Origin of the sequence: Clostridium thermosuccinogenes (genome assembly GCF_002896855.1) — a bacterium.
GTDB lineage: Bacteria > Bacillota > Clostridia > Acetivibrionales > DSM-5807 > Pseudoclostridium > Pseudoclostridium thermosuccinogenes.
This window is the reverse complement of the sequence record NZ_CP021850.1, coordinates 264,979-286,755: the sequence shown is the minus strand read 5'-3', so window position 1 is coordinate 286,755 and position 21,777 is coordinate 264,979. Positions and strand designations below refer to the sequence as shown.

Genomic DNA, 21,777 nt, shown 5'->3' with positions numbered 1-21,777 from the left:
GCGCTGTAGTATTAGTCGAACCTTACATTTTTCCTTTTAGTTCAAGCCCTTTTTTCAAAGCACTCAAACTATTCATTGTAACGACTCCCTTTTTCATGTTAACCTCAATATCCACATCATCTGCATCTACTTGAACTAGCTCTTGCTGATGTTTTTTTGCTTGATCTATTATTTGATATGCAGATTCCTCTGTATGTCCACTACGCAAAAGCAATTCTTTAAGTCTCACAATCTGAATGTAAGGAAATTTATTACCAAAAGAAAGCTTTATATCACTTCTATGCCTTTCAATCCCGCTTTCTCTTTCATCGCATAGTAGTACCTTTAATTTTAGTACCGCAGCATATATTAATGAAACCTTTTCTCCTAAATGTTTTTTTCTTTTAAAGCACTTTTTAGAATCATCGTATTCGATGTCATTGTCCACAAATAATTTTTTTACTACTCTTTTTTCATTTTCGTCAAAGATATTAGAGTCATTAATATCCAATCTATAAACATTGCCCTTATTTTTCTCTGCTTTATAAGCATCTAATGCACATTTAAAGACTTGTTCATTATCAATGCTTTTATTCTTTAGCTCGAAAACCACGGCATCTGAAAGAAATGCCTTTTCATAAACATTGAAGATTATATAATTTTTGGATACTTTCGAAAGGTCTATCCAAATATCCGTATCACAAATAGGATAGTCTAGGAAACTTGATTCTAAAGGCATATGTAAGTATAACCTCTCTTTCTGACCCTCATAAGTATTTTTCCAGTTCATCTCTTTTTTCAAAAAAGTTGAAAATATCTTCTACCACTTCAAATTCAACAAGTCCCCTTAAGAAATTATTAATTAAATTCTTCTTAAACCTTTCCGGAAACTCATATACAGGGATAACAGAATTCAAATTAAGATCCGGCGAAAACTTTTTGGTTTCTTTTTCAAGTTTGTCCCAATTGCTATTGTAATATTGCTTAAAGTACTCCGGTATCTGAGGTATGTATTCCGAAAATTTACCATAAATTTCATGCTTTCCCAAATCATCAATTGCATATATAATTGCTTGAAATGATACATTAAATTCCCTTTGCAACCAAAATACATGATGCATTTCAATCTTTTTATTATTTTTCAAACCATAATCCTTAAACTTTTTCAATAGCCAATACCGTGGAATTAATAGATTGCTTGCAAACATTTCTGCTTCTTTCTCAACTTCATCTTTATCCCGCTCATCCTCTAGGCAAAGAGCACTAGTAGCTTTTTTAAAGTATATATGATATAACTCATGAGCAAAAGTAAAGTTTTGTCTTCCTATCGGCTCATTGGTATTAATGTATATACATTTATATGTTTTATTTCTATCTTTTTTTTCTGTTGATACACCTGAAACACCCATTTTATTTGGGAACTTTAGAATTAAGAAACTATCATCAACAATGCTAAAAATATCATTGATGGGTTCATGTTCCCCTAATTCAAATTTTTTACGGAATGTACTCACGCATTCAATTATATATTCATAGGTCGTTTTCATATAAATCTCCCAATCACAAGGCATATTATTATCACAAGGCATATTATTCATTGGCTAAGCTTTTCCTGCCTGATCATCTCTGAAAACAAATAATTAAGTATTTCAGTAAACTCATTATATGTCTCATCTGAATATTTTCTATAGCTTAACTCGTCATTATCTTCAATTATACTTGTCAATTCTTCAAAAGATATATTCAGATAATCTGCTGCAATCTTATACATATCTAGGTTATAGGTAACCGTTCCAGAGCACATATATTGTATAATCTGTTCATTTAAGTCCTTGTACTTTATTTTGTACATATCGACCAAGTCTGCTGCTGTATGATTATTGTCTTCCATTTTATCCCTAATGAGCTTTGCTATCTCATTATCAGAATACGCCGACCTTTTATTATAGCAATACATAACTTACCCATCCTTCTTTTTTGATGTTAAATATCCGTTTATTTGTTCAAGTATTTTAATCAAATCTTTTTCATCGTCAGGATTTAAATTCTGTCTATCATTATTAGAAATTTTATAGTAAGTAAAAACTGGATAAATACCTTTTATTATATTTTTAGAAATTCCCATTGTATCAATTCTTTTCTTAAACCTCGAAGCGACATTTTTGTACTTTTTCATATATAAAACAATCACGTACCTGGTGTCGGTACTACTATGTATTATTACATTTAGTCTATCACCAGTATTAATTAACTCAATGTTTTTATCAATACAACTTTTGATGTATGGAAGTTTTTTTATAAAATTATAATAGTTATCACATCTTTTCAGAATCGTAATAAGAGAAAATAATCTCTTACAATATATATATTTACTATTATTATATTTCCAAATCATAATCCTTATATTTCTCAATTGAAAATCAATATCCATAGATAATTGAGCATTATCAAATATTGGCTTTGTAAAAGTTTTTGGTAAATCTGCGAAGCCTATTATAGCTCCTGCAATAGCAAAGGCAATACATGGTTTCCTATTTGCTTCAGCAGACAGATAGGATTTTAAAGCTTGCATGTCCTTTCCTTTTAGTAAAACAGCAAAAAAGTTCTTCATTAAATCAGATTTTAAATAAGAGCTATCTATAGTAGCTTGCCCATTTATCATCCTTTTATAAATATATACTAAGTCTGCTTTATACACAGAGTTTTCGCCATATCTTTTACTAACATTCATACCAATTGAAACAAGTAATTTTTTAATGTAATCAAAAGTGAATTTTTGCTTCATTTCCATGTTTGCTTGAACTATTTCATTTAAAATAATGTTTAAAACACCAATCTCTTCTTCTTCTAAAACACTGGTAAAGTATTTTCTGTTAAGCGTCATACTCCTTTTGGTATTATTTATTCTTATCATATTTGTATTATTCTTATTAAAGTCTCTTTCTTTAATAGTAAAGTCTTTTATTCTATTTATTCTCTTAAAAAACTTTCTTTTTTTAGATATAATATTATTCAATAAAGTCAGTACCTGAAATATTTGTATATCATATTCACTACTATAAATAATTTCTGGTTTGGTGTAGAGCAATCCGTAATAAAAACCTTTAATTGTATTAAAGAAAGAATCGTTTTTTACCTCATTTATTATATAATCCTCTGTTATATCATATGAAACACTTGGTTTCTCGTTACACAAATTCTTTTCCTTATCCTCCTTTTTAATAATAGCAAAGTTATTAGCATACTTTCTTAATGTCTTTGTTTCTAAATTATATAATGAATTATCTATAACTTTTTTAAGATGTTCCTCGGAATAAAACAATACTTTAACATTCATTGGAGACAGGTAAATAGTTTTTAAGTATACATATATGTTACCACTTAGTTGCTTCAAATTATCCATATCTATATCATTTTTACTTAATGACATCTTTAATACTAGAGGATATTGAATTAATTTCAAACTTTCATCAAGATCAACATCTACAGGATTTTTGAACAACAAAATGCCATCGGTTAATGCTGCATTTTTTGTACTAAAGTGCCTACTTGTTCCAAACAACCTATGCTCGTAGTAAATTTTAGGCGAGATACTTTCTGTTGCAAATATATCATTAAAATTTAATGATGTTATTGGTATATAAAATATCATATCGTATAATCTCCTTAAAATGATATTTGATTGCAAAATTCAACTTTTATATAAGGAGTTAAGTGATCTATGTAAGTTATATATAATGACTTCGTTGCTCTTGTACAAGCTACATATAAAGATTCTCTATAATTATGCTTTTCATAGTCCATTGAGCATGATGGCAAAAAAACAGTATCAAACTCTAAACCTTTAGCACTATGATAAGTTACTATTTTGGGCAAGTCCGTATTAAAATTCAGGTAATTCCAAGTTTTATACTTATATTCTACTTCCATGCCCTTGCTTTCAAAAGCTTGTCTAGCCTTCTCCACCAACTCGTTCCTGTTATATATAATTCCTACATCTGTTAATCTTTCACTCTTAATTTTCCTTATTATAAAATCTATTTCATCAATAAAAGACTTGCATTTAACAAGTACCGGTTTTGTTCCGTCATCTCTAACACATTTGGAAAGCAACTCACCATTATCATCAATGATTGCACCTGAAAGTTTTGCTATTTGCTTTGGAAGCCTATAGTTTTTATTTAGTACTTTATATTTTTCTTTACTAACCCCGGAAACCATCCTTATCTGCTCCAATGTTATTCCTTTGTTCTTTTCAACAAAAATCTGTTGTTTATCATCTCCAAAAAAGATAAATTCCTTTTTGCAAAGACTAAGAATCTTCTTTATAGTACTTACATCCAAGTCTTGAACTTCATCTATTATAACATAATCAAAACTTTGAATATCATTATTTTTAATTTTTTGTTCTATTTGGTGTGCATAGCAAATCTGAACATTTTCTTTCTTAAAAATATTGGCTTCTACTCCACTTTCAATAAAACTCTTTAAAGCTTTTGTAAAAACAACAAATAAAGCTGTTTCTTTTTCCTCCTTAATTATTTTGATTAGCCTATGCATAGCAAGATTTGTTTTTCCGCTACCTGCACACCCTTCTATTATAAGATTGCCTTTTTCTGCATATAAAACATTATACTGTTCATCATCCAGTTCACTTTCTGAAATAAACCATTTTTTCTTTGGCTCTTCTTTTCTTTCAAGATATTCATTAATATCAATAGTCATATTTTCACTCCGATAATAAGCTGGGCTTGCATTTATACCATAATTACTAGTAATTTCAATAATATGTATAATTATTTCGACAAAACAATGGAAAACCCTTCTATTATTGAGAAAAAAATTATAATTTATGGCTTGTAATAGAAGTAAGTCATGTAAAAAAAAGACACTAGAGTATTTGACATGGGTTAAGATAGGACAATTATAGATATAAAGTGTAATAAGCCTTACAGAGCCGGCATACATACCGGCTCTGCTTATGTAAGTATAATGAAAAGGTAAAAAGCGCCTAAAATCATCGGCATTCGACTTTTTTCAGCTTTAGAGCTTTTGCAGGAATGGTATAAGCAAACTTGTCCACTATTATAGTGCCGGTAAATCCCCGAAGCATTAGTAAATCCATTCCCTCCAGCCCATCTCTATCCAACAGGCTTGCACAGCTTAATCAAATCATCAACATGGGCTGTGGCAAGACATTCTACAGTATCTGCAGCACCGTAATATATCTTGACCTCTCCGTCATCTTCCAGAATCATTCCCCCTGGGAATATTACATTAGTTCTGAATCCATCTACAGTTTCATAGTCTGTTTCAGGAGCAATAAGAGGATCTTTGCATAATCCTATCACCTTGGAAGGATCCTCCAGATCCAGAAGCATTATACCGGCACAGTATCTTTTCTTCCATGCAGACTCCCAACCGTTCTTTCCCCTGCTGGGATCCAAATCTACCGCATGAAAGGTGGTAAGCCATCCTTTTTCTGTTTTAACAGGCGGAGCTCCGGGACCTATTTTGTCATTGCCCTGCCCATCAGTGTCAACCGCACTTAAAAATGTATTGAACAGGACCTGTGCACCACTTCCCACTACCATGTCATCATAAATGCGTTTTAAAAGCTCACAATCAATTGGAACCCAATCCAGCTTCTTATCATCGACATGAGCCATTCCCTTTTTCATTTCATTCAGTACCTTTTCAGCAAGACCTCTATAAATAATCTTTTCTTTATCCGAAAACGGACAAAAGACAGGCACTAAACCCGAGGTACCCATGCCACCCAGACATCCTGTAGCCTCTATCAAAAGTGTCCTTGAACCTTCCCGCGCAGCTGCTGCTGCAGCCGTACAGCCCGCAGGGCCACCTCCTATCACTATCACATCCCAGGAATCATCCAACTGAATCTTTTTTCTTTTAAGGTATAGATGTTCATTGCTACCCCCATCATTTTTTCTATTTTATTCTATAAATTCTTAGAGAATAATAGAGCCGCCTTCCTTTAAAAGCTTCCTTACGTCGTTGGCATTCACATTTCTAACGTCTCCGTCCTGTGCAAGAGAAACATATGCTGCCACCCCGGCTGCCTCTCCGGTCTGATTAGTATTCACCATTACCCTGACAGCACTGTATGCTTCTTCTTCCGCATCCAGCATGCGGCCAGCCATAAGCAGGTTTTTGACTTTTTGTGATACTAGTGAGCGATAAGGGATCTGATAATAGGTTGGATTGACTTCCGTTTCCTCTCTCCATCTTCTGAACTCATGGGGCATGCCATTACCACGAACCACTTCTTCGACTCCGTTTAAATATCTTAAAGTGATTCCCGGCTCATTGCTATGATGGATATCCACACGATAGCTTCCGTTAGCAATAGCATCCTGGAACCTCGTTCCATAAAGTACATCCTTATTCTTTAGCTTATACATTGATTCTATATGATAGGTCTCGCGTATGCCGATATAAGAGCAAAGATTCACCAAAGATATCTTTTTTCCATTGGGCGCGTATTTCCTTATAAGATCCATAACCGCTCTGATCTGCCGTCTTCCTTCCATCTCACTGTAAGTAAGCATATCTGCCACAGCACAGTTCACATCAAAAACATGAGTCTCGGCATGCATGCTTACCTCCGGCATGCCCGGAATCTTTCCTCTCCAGCCCCAATCCTTCTGAAGTCCGAATTCTTCACCATGCTTTTGCAACATGAACGGCAAGTTGAAATCGCCCAATAAATTCATTCCATATATTTTCGCACAGGCTGTAGGTGGCTGCATATTTTCAGCGGTATAAGCATGTAACCCTGCATCGCGGCATAAATCCCCATCCCCTGTGGCATCAATATATACCTTTGCTTTGATTGCTCCTCTTCCGGATTTGTTGTGGATAAAAACAGCCTCAATTGCATCTTGTCCCATTTTTGCCCCAACATAATGAGTATGCAGATAAGGTTTAACCTTTGCTTCCAATATAAGATTGTCCAATTCAATTTTTAACTCTTCCGTATTTAATCTATAGGCATTGCAATCATTGACCCCTAATGTTGCTTCCACGTCTATAATGGCATCTCTTTTTTTCAGCCTTTCAATCATTTCATAGGAAAGCCCCGCAATAATTTGCTGCCGTTTTTCATTGTCATATAATGAATGCCAGACATTTACCAAACCTGATGTGGCAACCCCTCCAAAGGAGTTCTGCCTTTCTACTATAACAACCTTTGCCCCAAGCCTGGCTGCTCTTACCGCAGCAAATACACCCGTGCAGCTTCCACCTAAAACACAGACATCTGCTTCCTCAATCACCGGGATGCTTTTAGCAGGCTCCATGATAGTATCCATGATGTTTCACTCTCCCTCTATTAGACCCTGCGGCTTTATTGTTTAGTAATGTATGTTTGCTGTGAAAATACTGTCTCTTTTCTTTTCCGTCTCAGCATTATAAAAGACAAAATATCGGTCCTATCTGCCCCATAGCATTTGCCAATAATGACTTCGGTACCTTTTTCTCCTTCAAAATGCATATCAAGCCTATAACCTTCATGCAAAAAACTCACAGCAAATTCACCATCAAAATATGTATGCTTCAGGTCAAATAACTGGTCGTATCCATTTCCTTCTGTAAAGGGTTCCTTATCCACCAAAGGCAAATCCGTTTCCACCTGCCCCTTGCAATGAAAAACCCAATCAATCTGTGACTCACTGGCACACCTTACTCCATATATATCCTTGAATCCGCTTTCCTCTTCTAATAAAATACTGCGCTCAAGACACACCCCTTCATAAGCATCGCTTGCTTGCGCACATACGCTTTTGCCATCATAATTCAATACACTCGCTTTGGATCTTTTTTGCGGCCGGCCATTAATGCAAACCATATTATGGGCAATAGAAGAACGACTCCATTCCTTGGTAAAAGCGATGCCATAGCCTGTGGTACCAACATCATAGCTTATTAATTGGTCATAAGCATAAACCTCGATGGAATTTTTATCATTGTGATCATGGCCTCCCCCGTCACCAGTAAACTTAAGAGTCACCCTTAAGTTATCATTTTGCAGTACCGCTATACCCGTGGCTTTAAGCAAAAAGCTTTTCCGTACCGGTGGTTCCGCTTCGGGCAAATCAACAGGTCCATAAATAAGAGCCGATAAGGACGCGCGCGAATAGCCGGTGGTTCTTGTACCGCTATTTATCAGAGAATTTAAGTGTATATACGGCATAGGGTTCATATTTGCATACATCCAGGACAGCAGTGGTTTTATAGATGGCTCAAAATTAAACAAAAGCCCTATCCAATTAAGGATAGAGCTTTCAAATCATTTGAACTCGACCTTTTATTAGTCGCATATCGAGTAGCGACAATCATTTGAACTCGACCTCTTATTAGTCGCATATCGAGTAGCGACAAATATTTGACAATTAGATTGTATATTATTCAAGAGTTACTGTCAAGTTCAAAATTCTTATTCTATAAAATTTATTTACACTATATTATATGCTAGAGTCCAAAAATTACACTGTTAATTCAAAATGCATAATCCCAAGTATTGCATGCATGATTTAGCTTTCCATACTTAAGTTTATCTTCTAAGAGTAAGTTAAAAGGAATCTATTTACATAGAATTCAACACTGCAAACAAGATTCTTTATGATGTTCTAAGCAAGTTATTTTCCAAGTATTGGTATTATCAAATTTAAAAAAATAATGCATACAACGTGGTACTCTTAATATGAAAGCTTTAAATTTCATTACACCCAATCTCCTTCAAATACCGCTGGAGCGCGTCCTGCCAGATGGGGAGCCTTTTAAAACCATTAGCGTCCAGCTTATCCTTGCTCATCCGGCTGTTTTTAGGTCTTAGAGCTTTTACAGGAAAAGCTGTACTGTCCACAGGAGTTACCTTCACATCCATCATTCCAGCCTGCTTGAATATCTCACAGGCAAATTCGTACCAGCTGCAGAAACCCTCATTGGTTGCATGATATATTCCGTACTTGTCAGTCTGGATCATGTCCACCACCAGCCTTGCTAGGTCAGCGGTATAAGTGGGTGAACCTATCTGGTCATTAACAACGCTGACTGCCCCTTTTTCTTTACCCAGACGCAGCATTGTCTTAACGAAATTCTTTCCGTTTACACCAAACACCCAGGAGATGCGCAGGATAAAATATTTCTGCAGCAATTCTTCCACGGCAAGCTCCCCTTCATATTTCGTCTGTCCATAGACATTAAGAGGCTTTCTCTCATCCTCCGGCTGCCATGGTCTCTCGCCGTGGCCGTCAAAAACATAGTCGGTGGAAAAGTACATCATCTTTATATCCAGCCTTTTGCATACCTCTGCTATATTTTTCGTACCATCGGCATTTACTCTGCGGCACAGATCCACATTGTCCTCCGCCGCATCAACTGCAGTGTAAGCCGCACAATGTATCACAGCATCCACCTGCGCTTCGGTGATCACTTTTTCCACTGCTGCCTTATCGGTGATATCCATTTCGTCAATCTCGACTCCGATGGCTTCAATATTCCGTTTTTTACATTCCAGCACTACATCATAGCCTAGCTGACCTTTAACACCGGTTACCAGTACTTTCATCGTTTACCTCCTAAAAACTACCTCTTTGCCACACTGGTAAGCAATAACCTCCGGCAATTGCTTCCAATGTGATACCTGAATAACAAGGCAGGGCTAATTGAAAGCCGCTCTAAACCTAGCTTTCAGCCAGTCTGTTTCCATACATTTTGTTAAAATAATCTTTATACTCGCCGCTTAAAATATGCTGCCACCATTCCCTGTTGTCCAGATACCATTTTATTGTCTTTTTGATGCCTTCATCAAAAGTGGTGGCTGGCAGCCATCCCAGTTCATTATGAATCTTGGTCGGGTCAATGGCGTAACGCCGGTCATGCCCCGGGCGATCTGCCACGAATCTGATCAGGCTTTCCGGCTTGCCTAACTCTTTCAAGATGGTCTTTACCACTTGGAGATTGGTGCGTTCATTATGCCCGCCTATATTATATACCTCTCCCTCTCTTCCCTTATGAAGGATGAGGTCGATGGCCGAGCAGTGGTCTTCTACATACAGCCAATCCCGGACATTTTCTCCGGTTCCATAGACAGGCAGCTCTTCATCAGCCAGAGCACGGGTAATGATTAGTGGTATAAGCTTCTCAGGAAAATGGTATGGCCCGTAGTTATTGCTGCAGCGGGATATAGTAACCGGCAGCTTGTAGGTGCGGTAGTAAGCCTGCACCAGCAGATCTGCCGATGCTTTTGACGCTGAGTAGGGGCTTGATGCATGAATGGGAGTCTCCTCAGTAAAGAAAAGGTCAGGCCTTTCTAGGGGAAGATCTCCGTACACCTCATCGGTGGAAACCTGATGGTACCTTTTTATGCCAAACTTCCGGCAGGCATCCATAAGCACCCCTGTACCAATCACATTGGTTTTAAGGAATATCCCAGGATCCTCTATGGATCGGTCTACATGGCTCTCCGCTGCAAAATTTACAACCATGTCGGGTTTTTCTTCCGAAAACAATTCATATATAAATTCCCGGTCTGAAATGTCACCTTTTATGAATTTGAAATTAGGATTGTCCATTACAGGCTTCAGGGTTTCCAGATTGCCGGCATAAGTCAGCTTGTCCAGGCACAGGATTTTGTAATCAGGATACTTGTTTAAAATGTAATGGACGAAGTTGCCGCCAATGAACCCGGCACCGCCAGTGATTAGAATTTTCATATCAATATCCTCCAATGCAATTACTCAAATATAAAGTTTGCATCACTGTCATCCAATAATGGAGCATTTCTATCTTTATCGGATAAAATAGGTTCGATATCTCCCCAATTCACTCCTATGGTAGGATCATCGTAACGAATGCTTCTGTCATGCTCTTTGGAATAAAGGTTGTCCACCTTGTACTGAACCTCCACATTGTCAGTCAAAGTAAGGAACCCATGGGCGAAGCCCCTCGGTATATAAAGCATCTTCTTATTTTCCTCCGTCAGCTCGACAGCCACCCATTTTTTATACGTAGGGCTATTCTTTCTGATGTCCACAGCAACATCCAGTATTGCACCTTTTGTGCATCTTACCAACTTTGCCTGAGCCATGGGGTTATTCTGAAAATGCAGTCCCCTAAGAGTCCCTTTTACAGCCGACATGGAGTGGTTGTCCTGAACAAACACTGTATCAATACCCAGCTTATGGAACTTATCCTGGTTATAGCATTCCATGAACCATCCCCTGTTATCGCCATAACAGTCAAGCTCTATTACTAATACTTCCTCCAATTCTGTTTTTATAGCTTTCATACTTCTTCCTCTCTTTTCTATATACAGCACGTAAGTATTTATTATACATTAAATTCTTGTCAATAAACTTACCATCCACTACATCTTTTAGATACTGCCCATACTGATTCTTTTTATACTCCTCATACGCTTCCATTACCTGTTCTTTAGTAATCCAACCATTTAGGTAAGCGATTTCCTCCAGGCATGCTATCTTTCGATGGGAGTGGGTCTCAATTTCCCTTACAAAATTGGTCGCATCTGCAAGGGATTCGTGGGTTCCGGTATCCAGCCAGGTAAAGCCCTGTCCCAAAAGTATTACATCCAGCTCGCCAGCCTCCAGGTAAATGCGGTTTAAATCGGTAATCTCCAACTCTCCACGGGCAGAAGGTTTAAGGCTCTTTGCATATTCCACCACCCGGTTATCATAGAAATAAAGGCCGGTTACTGCATAATTGGATTTTGGCACTTTTGGTTTCTCCTCAATAGATATAGCTCTGCCTTCCTCATCAAACTCCACTACCCCAAAACGTTCCGGATCATCTACATAATATCCGAATATGGTCGCTCCTGTCCTCTTGTTCGCTGCTGCCACCAGACGCTTTTTCAATCCATGACCGTGGAATATATTGTCTCCCAAAATCATTGCTACAGAATCAGAACCTATGAAATCCTCTCCTATGATAAAGGCCTGAGCCAAGCCGTCCGGTGAAGGCTGCACTGCATAGGACAAGTTTATGCCAAACTGGCTTCCGTCACCCAGCAATTCCTCAAATCTTGGTGTATCTTCAGGCGTGGATATGATTAATATATCCTGGATCTCTGCTTCCATTAATATGCTCATAGGGTAGTAAATCATTGGCTTGTCGTACACAGGCAGCAATTGCTTTGATGTTACTTTTGTAAGTGGGTAGAGGCGCGTTCCGCTACCACCGGCTAATATGATACCTTTCATATTTATCACCTATTTGCTCATAATTAATTTATAATGGTGCGTTTACTACTGTATAATAAATTTCCAAAATTGTACTTCTGATTTGCCACTTTTACAAAACGTATTTCCTTAAGGATTCAGAACTTAAATTACATAAATGCAAAATATTAAAATATAGTAACTCAACATGATTATTACTTCAAACTCATTTGATAAACTCTCATTAAATAGCGTGGCGGAAAATTCATGGAATGCTTCACATCTTTCCCCACAAGTTTGTTTTAAGTTTAACTTCTCACTCACTTTGGGAAATTCGATTTGTTATAATGGAGATTTTCTCTAAAATAAATAGCACTAACTTATCAATAAGTATGTCACGCAAATCAATAAGATAAATTGTAACTTTTTCAATATATAATATTCCCCTCATATTAATCTGTAAACTTCTACCATTCTTTTCTCATTAAAAACTTCTTGGTACCGTCAAGATTTTTTCGCAAATTCATTCCGTTTGGTAGCCAGCTGCTAACTAACTGTCATTAGTGATTCATCAATGTTTATTTCCTCAAGGTGTTTCATGCTCATGTAGCGCTTAGTTCCCCAGTCCTTGCTTGCAACATAGCGTAACCTTGCACAAACTAACATTAAGGCTGAGTTTCCATCAGGGAAGGTTCCTACAACCCTTGTCCTGCGCCTGATCTCTCGATTAAGTCGTTCAATAACATTATTACTCCGCAATTTTTGCCAATGGGCATAGGGGAAATCCATGTAAGCCAGCGTTTCCTCGATGCCCCTTTCTACCTTATCAGCTGCTTCTTTAAGTTTCATTTCTCGTAGTTTCTTAACCACACTCTGTGCCTTTTGCCTTGCTGCCTCTTTATTCTCTTGCGCATGAATGGCTTTCAGCATTACGGCTACCTCTTTTATCTTGGAACGTGGGGTAACTGTAAATACATTTCGATAGAAATGAACGGTACAACGCTGATACTTTGCATCTGGATAAACCTCATTTATTGCATCTAAGAGTCCCAGGCACTTATCTGGGGGTGCGGACGTTTTCTTGGACAGCTTAAGAGGCTAATCCAAGACTTCGTCGGTACTCCAATGGACTCATATTTCCAAGTGATATTTTAATTCTAGTTTCATTATACCATATAAGATAATCATTAAGGATTCCTATAAATTGTTCTATAGTTACACCTGCCCAATTACGATTGTAAAATATTTCATTTTTCAATCTTCCAAAAAATCCTTCACAAGCTGAATTATCTGGTGAACATCCTTTCTTTGACATGGATCTGCATAGGCCTGCATTATCCATTCTAGATATCCAGCCCGGCCATCGATAATGGCAACCTTGATCTGTATGGATGATTGGATGTTCATTATTATTAAGGGTACTTATTGCATCATCTAACATACTGTTGACTAGTTGGGCATCCGGTGTTGTGCTTATTCTCCATGCAGGAAGCATTCCGTCAAAACAATCTACTATAGGTGACAGATATACCTTTCCGGCTGGAATAGCGAACTCTGTTATATCAGTAAGCCACTTTTTATTTGGTGCATCAGCATGAAAATCACGTTTAACGATATTGGGAACCTCAGGTGAAATATCACCTTTATATGAATTGTATTTATTTCTGCGTTTGTCTCGCACTATCAACTTATCTTCAGGCATGGTTTTTCTTACTACCTTTTCCGATACACGAATGCCTTCTTTGACTAATAATGCATAAATTCTTCGATATCCATATCTCTCCGTGGTTTTATTGAATAATTCTATAATACGAGTACGTAATGTTGCATATTTATCGGAACACTTCATCCGATTACATTGATAATAATAACTGCTTTTTGGCAGATTAAGTTTATGTAGAAGCAATGGCAGTGAATACTTATCTTTCAGGACACCGATAATCACTGCCTTCTCCCGATTCTTGAGAACTGTTATATCGGCGCCTGGGTCTTTTTTTAAGACATCTAGTGTCTCCTTTAGGATATCTATTTCTAACTGCATATCCAGTATCTGAGCTTTCAACTGTTCAACCTCTTTGAAAGAGACTGTATCTCCTGGGGGCAATTTACCACGGGGGTTGTCACTGGTATTCATAAGTCCAGCAGCTCCTTTCAGGATATACTTTTTTCGCCACGTATAGATACTGGCTCTGCTATATCCAATTTCTTCTGATACTAATTGTACATTCTCTCCCATTTCAAAGCAACGCTTAATTGCTTCAAGCTTAAGTTCAAGTGGTGGATGTCTAGGATGTTCAGGAGTATTGTTATATTTTTGTCTGGGAGCTTTTCTGCTTGGCAGGGAATTACGCTCGGCAATCCAATCATACAGTCTTTTTCGAGTTGGATATCCCAGTTGTTGAATAACCTTACTTACAGATTTACATTGATCATAAAGTTGCAATGCCTTTTTTCGCTGATATTTTGAATACACGTATTGTTACTCCTTCCCGAATCTCAATAGTGTCCAACTTTATGTCCGCACCCCCCATTCAGTTATTATCAATATTTCATTCTTTAAATTTCTTTTTCAACCATATATAATGCGCGCTCTATTACTTGATCCATATCATAATACTTATATTCTGCTAATCTACCACCAAAAATATATTTAGTTTCTTTATTAGCAAGTTCCTTGTATTTTGAATATATTAAATTATTCTTATCATTATTTATTGGATAGTAAGGTTCATCACCTTTTTTCCATTTTACCGGATATTCTTTAGTAATTACAGTTTTAGGTTGTGTTCCATACTCAAAATGTTTATGTTCAATTATACGAGTATATGGCACTTCGTACTCTGTATAGTTTACTACAGCATTACCTTGATAGTTTTCCATATCAAGTATCTCATGCTCAAACCTTAAACTCCTATATTCTAACTCTCCATAACAATAATTGTAGAATTCATCTATCATACCAGTAAATAGCACCTTGTCTGCCTGTGATTCTAATTCATCTCTATATATAAAAAAGTCAGTATTTAATTTTACATCTATACCTTTAAGCATCTTTTCAATAATCTGTGTGTATCCTCCAATTGGAATACCCTGAAATTTATCATTAAAATAATTGTTATCGTAAGTAAAACGAACTGGTAATCTTTTAATTATAAAGGGAGGTAACTCTGTCGCTTTCATACCCCATTGTTTTTCTGTATATCCTTTTATCAATTTTTCATAAATATCCCTGCCAACCAAACTTATAGCTTGTTCTTCCAAATTTTTTGGTACTGAAATATTAGCTTCTGCAATCTGCTTTTCTATTTTTGCTTTAGCTTCAGCAGGTGTTTTTACGCCCCACATCTTATAAAACGTATTCATATTAAACGGCAAGTTATAAAGTTCATCTTCATAAATAGCAATCGGAGAGTTAGTATACCTATTAAACTCAGCAAAATTATTCATATAATCCCAAACTCTTTTATTGTCTGTATGAAAAATATGTGCACCATATTTATGAACATTAATACCTTTAATATTCTCAGTAAAGATATTACCACCAACATGGTTTCGTTTATCAATTACTAAACATTTCTTTCCACGCTTATTTGCTTCATGAGCAAATATACTACCGAATATTCCAGCACCAACTATTAAATAATCGTACCTCATTTCTACCTCCTCATACATCACTGTTTTATGGAATTTACCATTATGCTTTTATAGCTTATTACTTAACTTCAAACAAGATTTTCATTAATGCAATTATATTCACAGTCTCATTCAGAATTCTGTTGCCATAGTTTTTATACCAGTCTCTTTTATAGCAATAACATTATATTTCTTAGGAATATTCTAATTACACTATTTTTTTCTCATGGTCGATAATAACAACTGAAGTTTTCTTCTATCTAATATTAATAACATAATTAATAATGATGCCAAAATTAATGTTTCGATGATAGTGTTAAAATTCAAAAACAACACAATAATTTGCAATAATATTATTACAAAACTACAAACTAAATTTTTATTATCTATACTCATATCAATATATCGCTTTGTATCTATAACACGAAAAATCCACATTATCAAATACCCAACTGCTGTTGATATGCCAGCTCCAACTGCTCCTATAACTGGTACTAAGATAAAATTCAATACAACACAAATTATACCACCTGCTAATGAAGTTTTAAAAACCCCTTTTGTATTTTTAGCTGCAGTATAATTAGTTCCTAAAAAGCCTGAAAAACTCGAAAACACAACACCTAGTAACAAAAACGGTACATACTTCCATGATAAATAATATTCGTCAGCTACAGTTATCCTCATTATAACCTTTAACATTACTAAAATAGCTGAAGTACATAATGATAATAACACTTGAAAACAAGAGAATATATTTGAATAAAATTTAGAACTATCTTCAGAATCATACTCCATAATAGCTGATAACTGCCATGCTTGGCTGAATACCGAGGTGAATAATGTTAGTAAAGTCGGTATTTTATTCGCTACTGCATAAAGTCCATTTATATCAACTCCTTCATAATACATTATAAAATAACGATTTGAAGTATTTACAAGCCACCACATAAAGGAATTTGGTATTAGTGGTATTGAGTATTGTAACATATTTTTTATCAATTTTTTATTGAGTTTGCCATAACTACTATCTACAAACATATTCGTTGCCATAATAAAAAATAATATTGATACTATGTTAGATAACACTATACTAAGAAGATAACCTCTAATACCCTCCCTAAAAATTACTAATAATAAAATGTTGCTTAAACTAATCACTGAGGTTTGAATAATACCATTTATAGCATATTCCTTTACTTTTCCTATAGCTCTTGCATATTGAGACAGCAAGGCTTGAAAAGCTTGTAATATTAAAATTATATACATATAATTAAGTAGTCCATCTAAAACATTGAAATATCTTAGTAATGGATAAAATATAAGAGCAATTAATGAACCCAATATTGTTACAGCTAAAGCATTAGTTAAAACTGAAAATCTAGATTCACTTTCATCCATAGCAAATCTTAAAACAGATTCATAAATACTTAATGAAATAACAGGCAGTAATAAATTAATTGTCGTCGTTATTATATCCACTATTCCATATTCTGAGGTAGACAGATAATGGGTATACAAAGGAACTAAAATTACAGAAATTAATTTACTTCCGAAATTACCTATTCCAAATACGATCGAATTACCAAGTAATTTTTTGTATTTATTCATAATATCCATCCTAAATAAAGTTAAGTACTCAATTATGAGAAAAGCTACATTTCTTTACCTAATCTAACTTAAGCTAAAAACTTGTGATTTGAAAACTTCAGCATAATATTTCAACTAACCATATAATTTTCAGTAAAACAGATAAATAACAGCAAGCAATTAAAATATATACTTGCACAATCCCCTTACCTAAGCTGGTTAACACTTAAAGTACGTAAAGTACTTGCTAATAGCTTTTACTATTTGATTGATACCGTCGAACAACTCCTTATGAGTTTCACTATTACGAATATATTTCCACCGGTTCTCCATTGTATTTAGAGTCGAACTGTAAGGAGGTAGATGCTTATCAATACTATCAAAAAACACAAACTCTCAAACAGCAATGGTGGAATGTTACCGTACACAAGCCATTAACAAGATAACTCCCTAGTTTACATAATACTCTGCAAGACTACTTTAAAATACTACAAAGATCTATGTCTCCTTTATCAAAAGTCTTGTAGTAAACTTCTCATGTCTCAAGGCTTACTGCTCCAAACACATCTTCCCGTTTGCGTGAATTTTTGCCAGTTATTAGTACCATAGCTTGATTTTTATTAAGAGACCACTTAGCCATTGAAGTTGCTTCATCAGTTATTATAGCCTCATTCTGGTAAATGAACACTCTATTATTCTACTTTTCCTTTAACTAATTTTGCATTTCATTGCTAGCATTACAGCTTTGTTTCTTAGGTTGTTGTAGTGCGAATCAAAGTGAGCGAACCAACCTGTAGTAACTACCTGGTTAATACTTTATATCAAATTATTTAATTATCCATATAGCGAATATCTCATTGTCCGATAGCTGTGGCTAAAGCCGCTTTCTCTTGAAGATTTTTGCAGAACCCCATTTACTAATTTCTTCTGCTCTACAGATAAATAACTTTTTCTATTGCCATAGGTTCTGATATGAAGAACGAGCACTCCAAATTGGTTATATCTGTGCATCCACCTCTGTATTGTGAAATCTGACTTATGCAAGTTAATAGACACCTATAACTTGTTTGTCCATTTTAAATCATTAGTACTGCAAGAATCTTGATTTTTAACTTTGCATCCTTTTATACTTGTAATATAGTTTTTAAAACTAATCGTAATGCATGTGTGCATAATTTATTCAAGTTCTTTTGTATAATATTAGACTTCTGTATTTAAAGTTCTGTTACTATGATACCTATTACATGGCTCAATACTTAAGCTGTAAATATTTGTATTTAGCAGGTTGAATCTCGAATTCTCGCACAGTCATAACAATACTGGCTGCTTCACTCCGAGCCATATGTAAATCCTTTTAATTTACAAAGAAGCTCACCACCAGCACGTAGTTCCTGACCCAGATTCTTAACGCATTCAACAACGTCAAGCTCATCTAGGGCACCTTGGAGTGTGTAAACCTAAATAAATTCTACATCTGCTTCATAATGTATGAAATACAGATTAATGCAATAAACTTCACAGACAGTTTTACATCACGGTTCTGTTCCAATGAAGCCATTGATCAGCATAGATTGGCAGTTCCTCAAGATTAGCAAAAGCTTTCTCCAATACATCATTGCTATGATGCAATATAAGTTGGTAATGGAGCCCATTGTTTCATTTTTGATTAATACAAGAAACATTAATAACACTTAGCTTTTTAACTACATTTTTTCTGACTGACACCTGTGTGTTCAAACCGATATGGTCTTTTCCCAAAGTGCTTTATCTAGAGAAGCTCATGTTCAGGAACTCGCTTTCCTTCAAGCAGTTCATCTTTTAGCTCCCGTAACTTTTTCCAAATTCTTTTCTGAGCCTTAGCAGTCTTATTGATATTGTAGCACAATTGGATATAAGTACAGCACTTATCTGCTATTGTGTTTTTCTTAATACTTTAATTATATGTTACAGTTCAATTAATGAGATCAATCATTTTTCGTGCTTCGATGCTCAGTGCTTTGCATCGATTTTTTATCTTATTTCTTAAAGCTTCCCCAGAATCATACATAGAACGAGCATGTACTATTATTTCATTACATTCATTTTCATCCGGTGTTGATTCATATTCATAAATTTTATCGTACTCCAACAGTTGCTGTAAACTTAATGTTTTATGCGAGTTTGACTTCATAAATATACAAGGTGTTCCACCTAATGAAGCCATGATACTAGGGTGATATCTTCCTGAAATAAGCAATCTAGCATTTGCTAATATTTTAGCTGCGGCAATAATTGGTGTTTCTAATGGAATAACCGGAGTATTTGTAATTTTCCCTACATCGTATAGAAAATCATCGCCTTCACAAGCTTGAACTAAATACACTTTTAAATTAAATTCATTTTTTACCTTTAAAGTCAACATGCAAAATGACTGTATCAGTTCATTAATATCACTATAGTTAATTCGTGCTGAAGTTCCTGAGATACAAATATAAGGCTGAATAAAATCATAAGAATAATAAAATTCATCTGATTCATTTTTTTGTGGCATGTAATATTTACCATTCAACACTTGATGTTCGTCATTGACCAAATCATACCAAGAGAACAAAGCATCTGGAATTATCACAGGATGTACATGGGGAAGATAGTTTGATACATATTCATATGAGTAATTTTCGCGTACAACTACTAAATCACTTTTTGCCAATATTTCATCCACAATATTAATCGTTTTAGTGTTTCTTTCGCTAAATGGACAATCTGAAAACATTGCATTCATAAAGAAAACCTTTTTTCCCATTTTTTGCGCCCAATGTATCAACATAGCTATTACCAATGATTCTCTTCTTGGCGGTGTTGAAAAAATGAATGATCCCTCTCCATTTACAACAATAGCATCAAAATCATATTGTCTTAAATCGAATTCGTTTAACTCAGGATTTGCAGGAAGACATTTAATTAAATTACTAATTGACTTATCAAGATCTTGAGAAACATAATCATATCGACCCAGCAGATACTTATCTTTAGCTCTAAATCTTGTCCACATATAAATAACTTTTTTTATGTATTCCCAATTAGGTATATTTCCGAGCTTTCCATAAACCCACGATGGTAGATATTTTGCAAAAAAAAGTCTTCCTGTCTCGTAATTTGTATAGCGACCACTTATGCGACCTACTATTTCATGTTTTTCTGAAACTAATTGTGACAATGCTGTACTTGTAGCTCGACAGCCATAATTACCTCTGTTTCGATTATCGGCTATATACACTATTTTCATTGAATCTCCTCCAATATATAATAAGGGTAATTTATAAAGATAGAATTCATTAAAAGAAACTTTATCAAAACAGAATTTTTGGCACCAAGAATAAACACTTATTTTCATAGTATAAGGTTAAATAATCCTTATTTTTTACTTTTTCCTTATCTATATCAAAAATCATAAATTCTATACTTTTAACAATTCAGTTATATAATATGTACAAATTCCAAAAATGCAGTCATTAGTTTTAATATGTTAAGTTCTAAGGCCTCATTACTATTCCCGATTTTCCTCTAACTCCATCAATATATGCTTTAAAAAATACTTTTTTTTGAGGTACTCCTAATAAAACCAACTTCATAAATATTTTAGGCAATACATATAATAACTGTATATATTTTTTCTTATCATAGAAATCATACATTAATATTGAATTTCTTATAAAATAATACATTCTCCAGTTAGCCATTTTAGGAAACACAATCTGCTTTGCTAGAATTTTTTTTTCAAAATTCTCTCTATGACCAAAGTCGCTATGGCTAATTATAGAATCTCTAATTTTATATATTTTGTATCCTTTTTTTATTATTCTGCGAGCATATTCATCATCATCATAGTATATAAAAAAATCTTTCCTAGGTAAACCAACTTTATCTATGATTTCTTTTGGAATAAAAAATCCAACAAACATCCATGTTGTAACTTCCTTTATATTTGAACAAAAATCACTATCATTGTTACAATTGCTCCAATAACATGCTAATTCTTTCCTTGTGTCTATTATATCACATATTTCTTGTAAAGCATTTACTTTTGGAAAAGCATCATCATCCATTCCCCATATATAATCAAATCCATCTTCATATGCTTGTTTAATTCCAGTATAAAATCCTCCTGAGCCTCCTATATTTTCAGTTAATCTTTTATATATAATTATTGGATTATCTAAATATTTCTTAATAGAATCTTCCGTACCATCTGTACTTGCGTTGTCTATTATATATATTTTATTAATCTGTCTAGATTGCTTTAATAAACATTCAATATTCTTTAATAACATATTTTTTCGATTATAAGTAACAATTACAGTCGCTATTTTATAATTCATTATTTCTCACCTTC

General features: G+C 34.8%; 17 protein-coding genes and 1 pseudogene. All 18 read right to left on the bottom strand.

Going from position 1 to position 21,777, the window contains the following annotated elements; genetic code table 11:
- Positions 1–22: 22 nt before the first annotated feature.
- Positions 23–781: a hypothetical protein gene (locus CDO33_RS01270; RefSeq protein ID WP_133158693.1), complete on the bottom strand. Its 759-nt coding sequence runs from the start codon at positions 779–781 to the stop codon at positions 23–25.
- Positions 747–1,526: an ImmA/IrrE family metallo-endopeptidase gene (locus CDO33_RS01265; RefSeq protein ID WP_161496525.1), complete on the bottom strand. Its 780-nt coding sequence runs from the start codon at positions 1,524–1,526 to the stop codon at positions 747–749. The genes CDO33_RS01270 and CDO33_RS01265 overlap by 35 nt, the downstream gene beginning before the upstream one ends.
- A gap of 47 nt (positions 1,527–1,573) precedes the next feature.
- Positions 1,574–1,936 (bottom strand): hypothetical protein, encoded by a 363-nt coding sequence (locus tag CDO33_RS01260; protein WP_103081726.1) that lies wholly within the window; start codon positions 1,934–1,936, stop codon positions 1,574–1,576.
- Positions 1,937–1,939: 3 nt separating this feature from the next.
- Positions 1,940–3,631 (bottom strand): hypothetical protein, encoded by a 1,692-nt coding sequence (locus CDO33_RS01255; protein ID WP_103081725.1) that lies wholly within the window; start codon positions 3,629–3,631, stop codon positions 1,940–1,942.
- A gap of 14 nt (positions 3,632–3,645) precedes the next feature.
- Complete coding sequence (locus tag CDO33_RS01250; protein ID WP_161496524.1) at positions 3,646–4,704, bottom strand: 3'-5' exonuclease; 1,059 nt, start codon at positions 4,702–4,704, stop codon at positions 3,646–3,648.
- Between the two features lie 416 nt (positions 4,705–5,120).
- Positions 5,121–5,876, bottom strand: a complete 756-nt coding sequence (locus CDO33_RS21110) for an FAD-dependent oxidoreductase (RefSeq protein WP_202972410.1) — start codon at positions 5,874–5,876, stop codon at positions 5,121–5,123.
- 75 nt (positions 5,877–5,951) lie between these two features.
- Entirely contained in the window at positions 5,952–7,313 is a 1,362-nt protein-coding gene (locus CDO33_RS01235; RefSeq protein ID WP_103081723.1) for an FAD-dependent oxidoreductase, read from the bottom strand.
- A 35-nt stretch (positions 7,314–7,348) separates the two neighbouring features.
- Positions 7,349–8,194 (bottom strand): heparinase II/III domain-containing protein, encoded by an 846-nt coding sequence (locus CDO33_RS01230; protein ID WP_161496673.1) that lies wholly within the window; start codon positions 8,192–8,194, stop codon positions 7,349–7,351.
- Between the two features lie 519 nt (positions 8,195–8,713).
- Complete coding sequence (rfbD, locus tag CDO33_RS01225; protein WP_103081721.1) at positions 8,714–9,571, bottom strand: dTDP-4-dehydrorhamnose reductase; 858 nt, start codon at positions 9,569–9,571, stop codon at positions 8,714–8,716.
- A 115-nt stretch (positions 9,572–9,686) separates the two neighbouring features.
- Positions 9,687–10,718, bottom strand: a complete 1,032-nt coding sequence (gene rfbB, locus CDO33_RS01220) for a dTDP-glucose 4,6-dehydratase (RefSeq protein ID WP_103081720.1) — start codon at positions 10,716–10,718, stop codon at positions 9,687–9,689.
- Between the two features lie 20 nt (positions 10,719–10,738).
- On the bottom strand, positions 10,739–11,293 hold the full coding sequence (rfbC, locus tag CDO33_RS01215; protein WP_103081719.1) for a dTDP-4-dehydrorhamnose 3,5-epimerase: 555 nt from the start codon (positions 11,291–11,293) through the stop codon (positions 10,739–10,741).
- Entirely contained in the window at positions 11,244–12,227 is a 984-nt protein-coding gene (gene rfbA / locus CDO33_RS01210; RefSeq protein WP_103081718.1) for a glucose-1-phosphate thymidylyltransferase RfbA, read from the bottom strand. The genes rfbC and rfbA overlap by 50 nt, the downstream gene beginning before the upstream one ends.
- Positions 12,228–12,731: 504 nt before the next feature.
- Positions 12,732–13,247: pseudogene (locus CDO33_RS01205) on the bottom strand (transposase); the annotation flags it as partial.
- A 28-nt stretch (positions 13,248–13,275) separates the two neighbouring features.
- Positions 13,276–14,658: an IS3 family transposase gene (locus CDO33_RS01200; protein WP_103102754.1), complete on the bottom strand. Its 1,383-nt coding sequence runs from the start codon at positions 14,656–14,658 to the stop codon at positions 13,276–13,278.
- Positions 14,659–14,741: 83 nt separating this feature from the next.
- A complete protein-coding gene (gene glf / locus CDO33_RS01195) occupies positions 14,742–15,839 on the bottom strand; it encodes a UDP-galactopyranose mutase (RefSeq protein ID WP_103080284.1) in 1,098 nt (365 codons plus the stop codon).
- Positions 15,840–16,031: 192 nt separating this feature from the next.
- Entirely contained in the window at positions 16,032–17,426 is a 1,395-nt protein-coding gene (locus CDO33_RS01190; RefSeq protein ID WP_161496431.1) for an oligosaccharide flippase family protein, read from the bottom strand.
- A 1,930-nt stretch (positions 17,427–19,356) separates the two neighbouring features.
- Positions 19,357–20,670 (bottom strand): polysaccharide pyruvyl transferase family protein, encoded by a 1,314-nt coding sequence (locus tag CDO33_RS01185; RefSeq protein ID WP_161496432.1) that lies wholly within the window; start codon positions 20,668–20,670, stop codon positions 19,357–19,359.
- A 247-nt stretch (positions 20,671–20,917) separates the two neighbouring features.
- Entirely contained in the window at positions 20,918–21,763 is an 846-nt protein-coding gene (locus tag CDO33_RS01180) for a glycosyltransferase family 2 protein (RefSeq protein ID WP_103080287.1), read from the bottom strand.
- Between the last annotated feature and the right edge of the window lie 14 nt (positions 21,764–21,777).

Coding starts and splice junctions, on each gene's coding strand:
- CDO33_RS01265 (WP_161496525.1), bottom strand. CDS start 1,526: ATGAAAACGACCTATGAATATATAATTGAATGCGTGAGTACATTCCGT.
- CDO33_RS01260 (WP_103081726.1), bottom strand. CDS start 1,936: ATGTATTGCTATAATAAAAGGTCGGCGTATTCTGATAATGAGATAGCA.
- CDO33_RS01255 (WP_103081725.1), bottom strand. CDS start 3,631: ATGATATTTTATATACCAATAACATCATTAAATTTTAATGATATATTT.
- CDO33_RS01250 (WP_161496524.1), bottom strand. CDS start 4,704: ATGACTATTGATATTAATGAATATCTTGAAAGAAAAGAAGAGCCAAAG.
- CDO33_RS01235 (WP_103081723.1), bottom strand. CDS start 7,313: ATGGATACTATCATGGAGCCTGCTAAAAGCATCCCGGTGATTGAGGAA.
- CDO33_RS01230 (WP_161496673.1), bottom strand. CDS start 8,194: ATGCCGTATATACACTTAAATTCTCTGATAAATAGCGGTACAAGAACC.
- rfbD (WP_103081721.1), bottom strand. CDS start 9,571: ATGAAAGTACTGGTAACCGGTGTTAAAGGTCAGCTAGGCTATGATGTA.
- rfbB (WP_103081720.1), bottom strand. CDS start 10,718: ATGAAAATTCTAATCACTGGCGGTGCCGGGTTCATTGGCGGCAACTTC.
- rfbC (WP_103081719.1), bottom strand. CDS start 11,293: ATGAAAGCTATAAAAACAGAATTGGAGGAAGTATTAGTAATAGAGCTT.
- rfbA (WP_103081718.1), bottom strand. CDS start 12,227: ATGAAAGGTATCATATTAGCCGGTGGTAGCGGAACGCGCCTCTACCCA.
- glf (WP_103080284.1), bottom strand. CDS start 15,839: ATGAGGTACGATTATTTAATAGTTGGTGCTGGAATATTCGGTAGTATA.
- CDO33_RS01190 (WP_161496431.1), bottom strand. CDS start 17,426: ATGAATAAATACAAAAAATTACTTGGTAATTCGATCGTATTTGGAATA.
- CDO33_RS01185 (WP_161496432.1), bottom strand. CDS start 20,670: ATGAAAATAGTGTATATAGCCGATAATCGAAACAGAGGTAATTATGGC.
- CDO33_RS01180 (WP_103080287.1), bottom strand. CDS start 21,763: ATGAATTATAAAATAGCGACTGTAATTGTTACTTATAATCGAAAAAAT.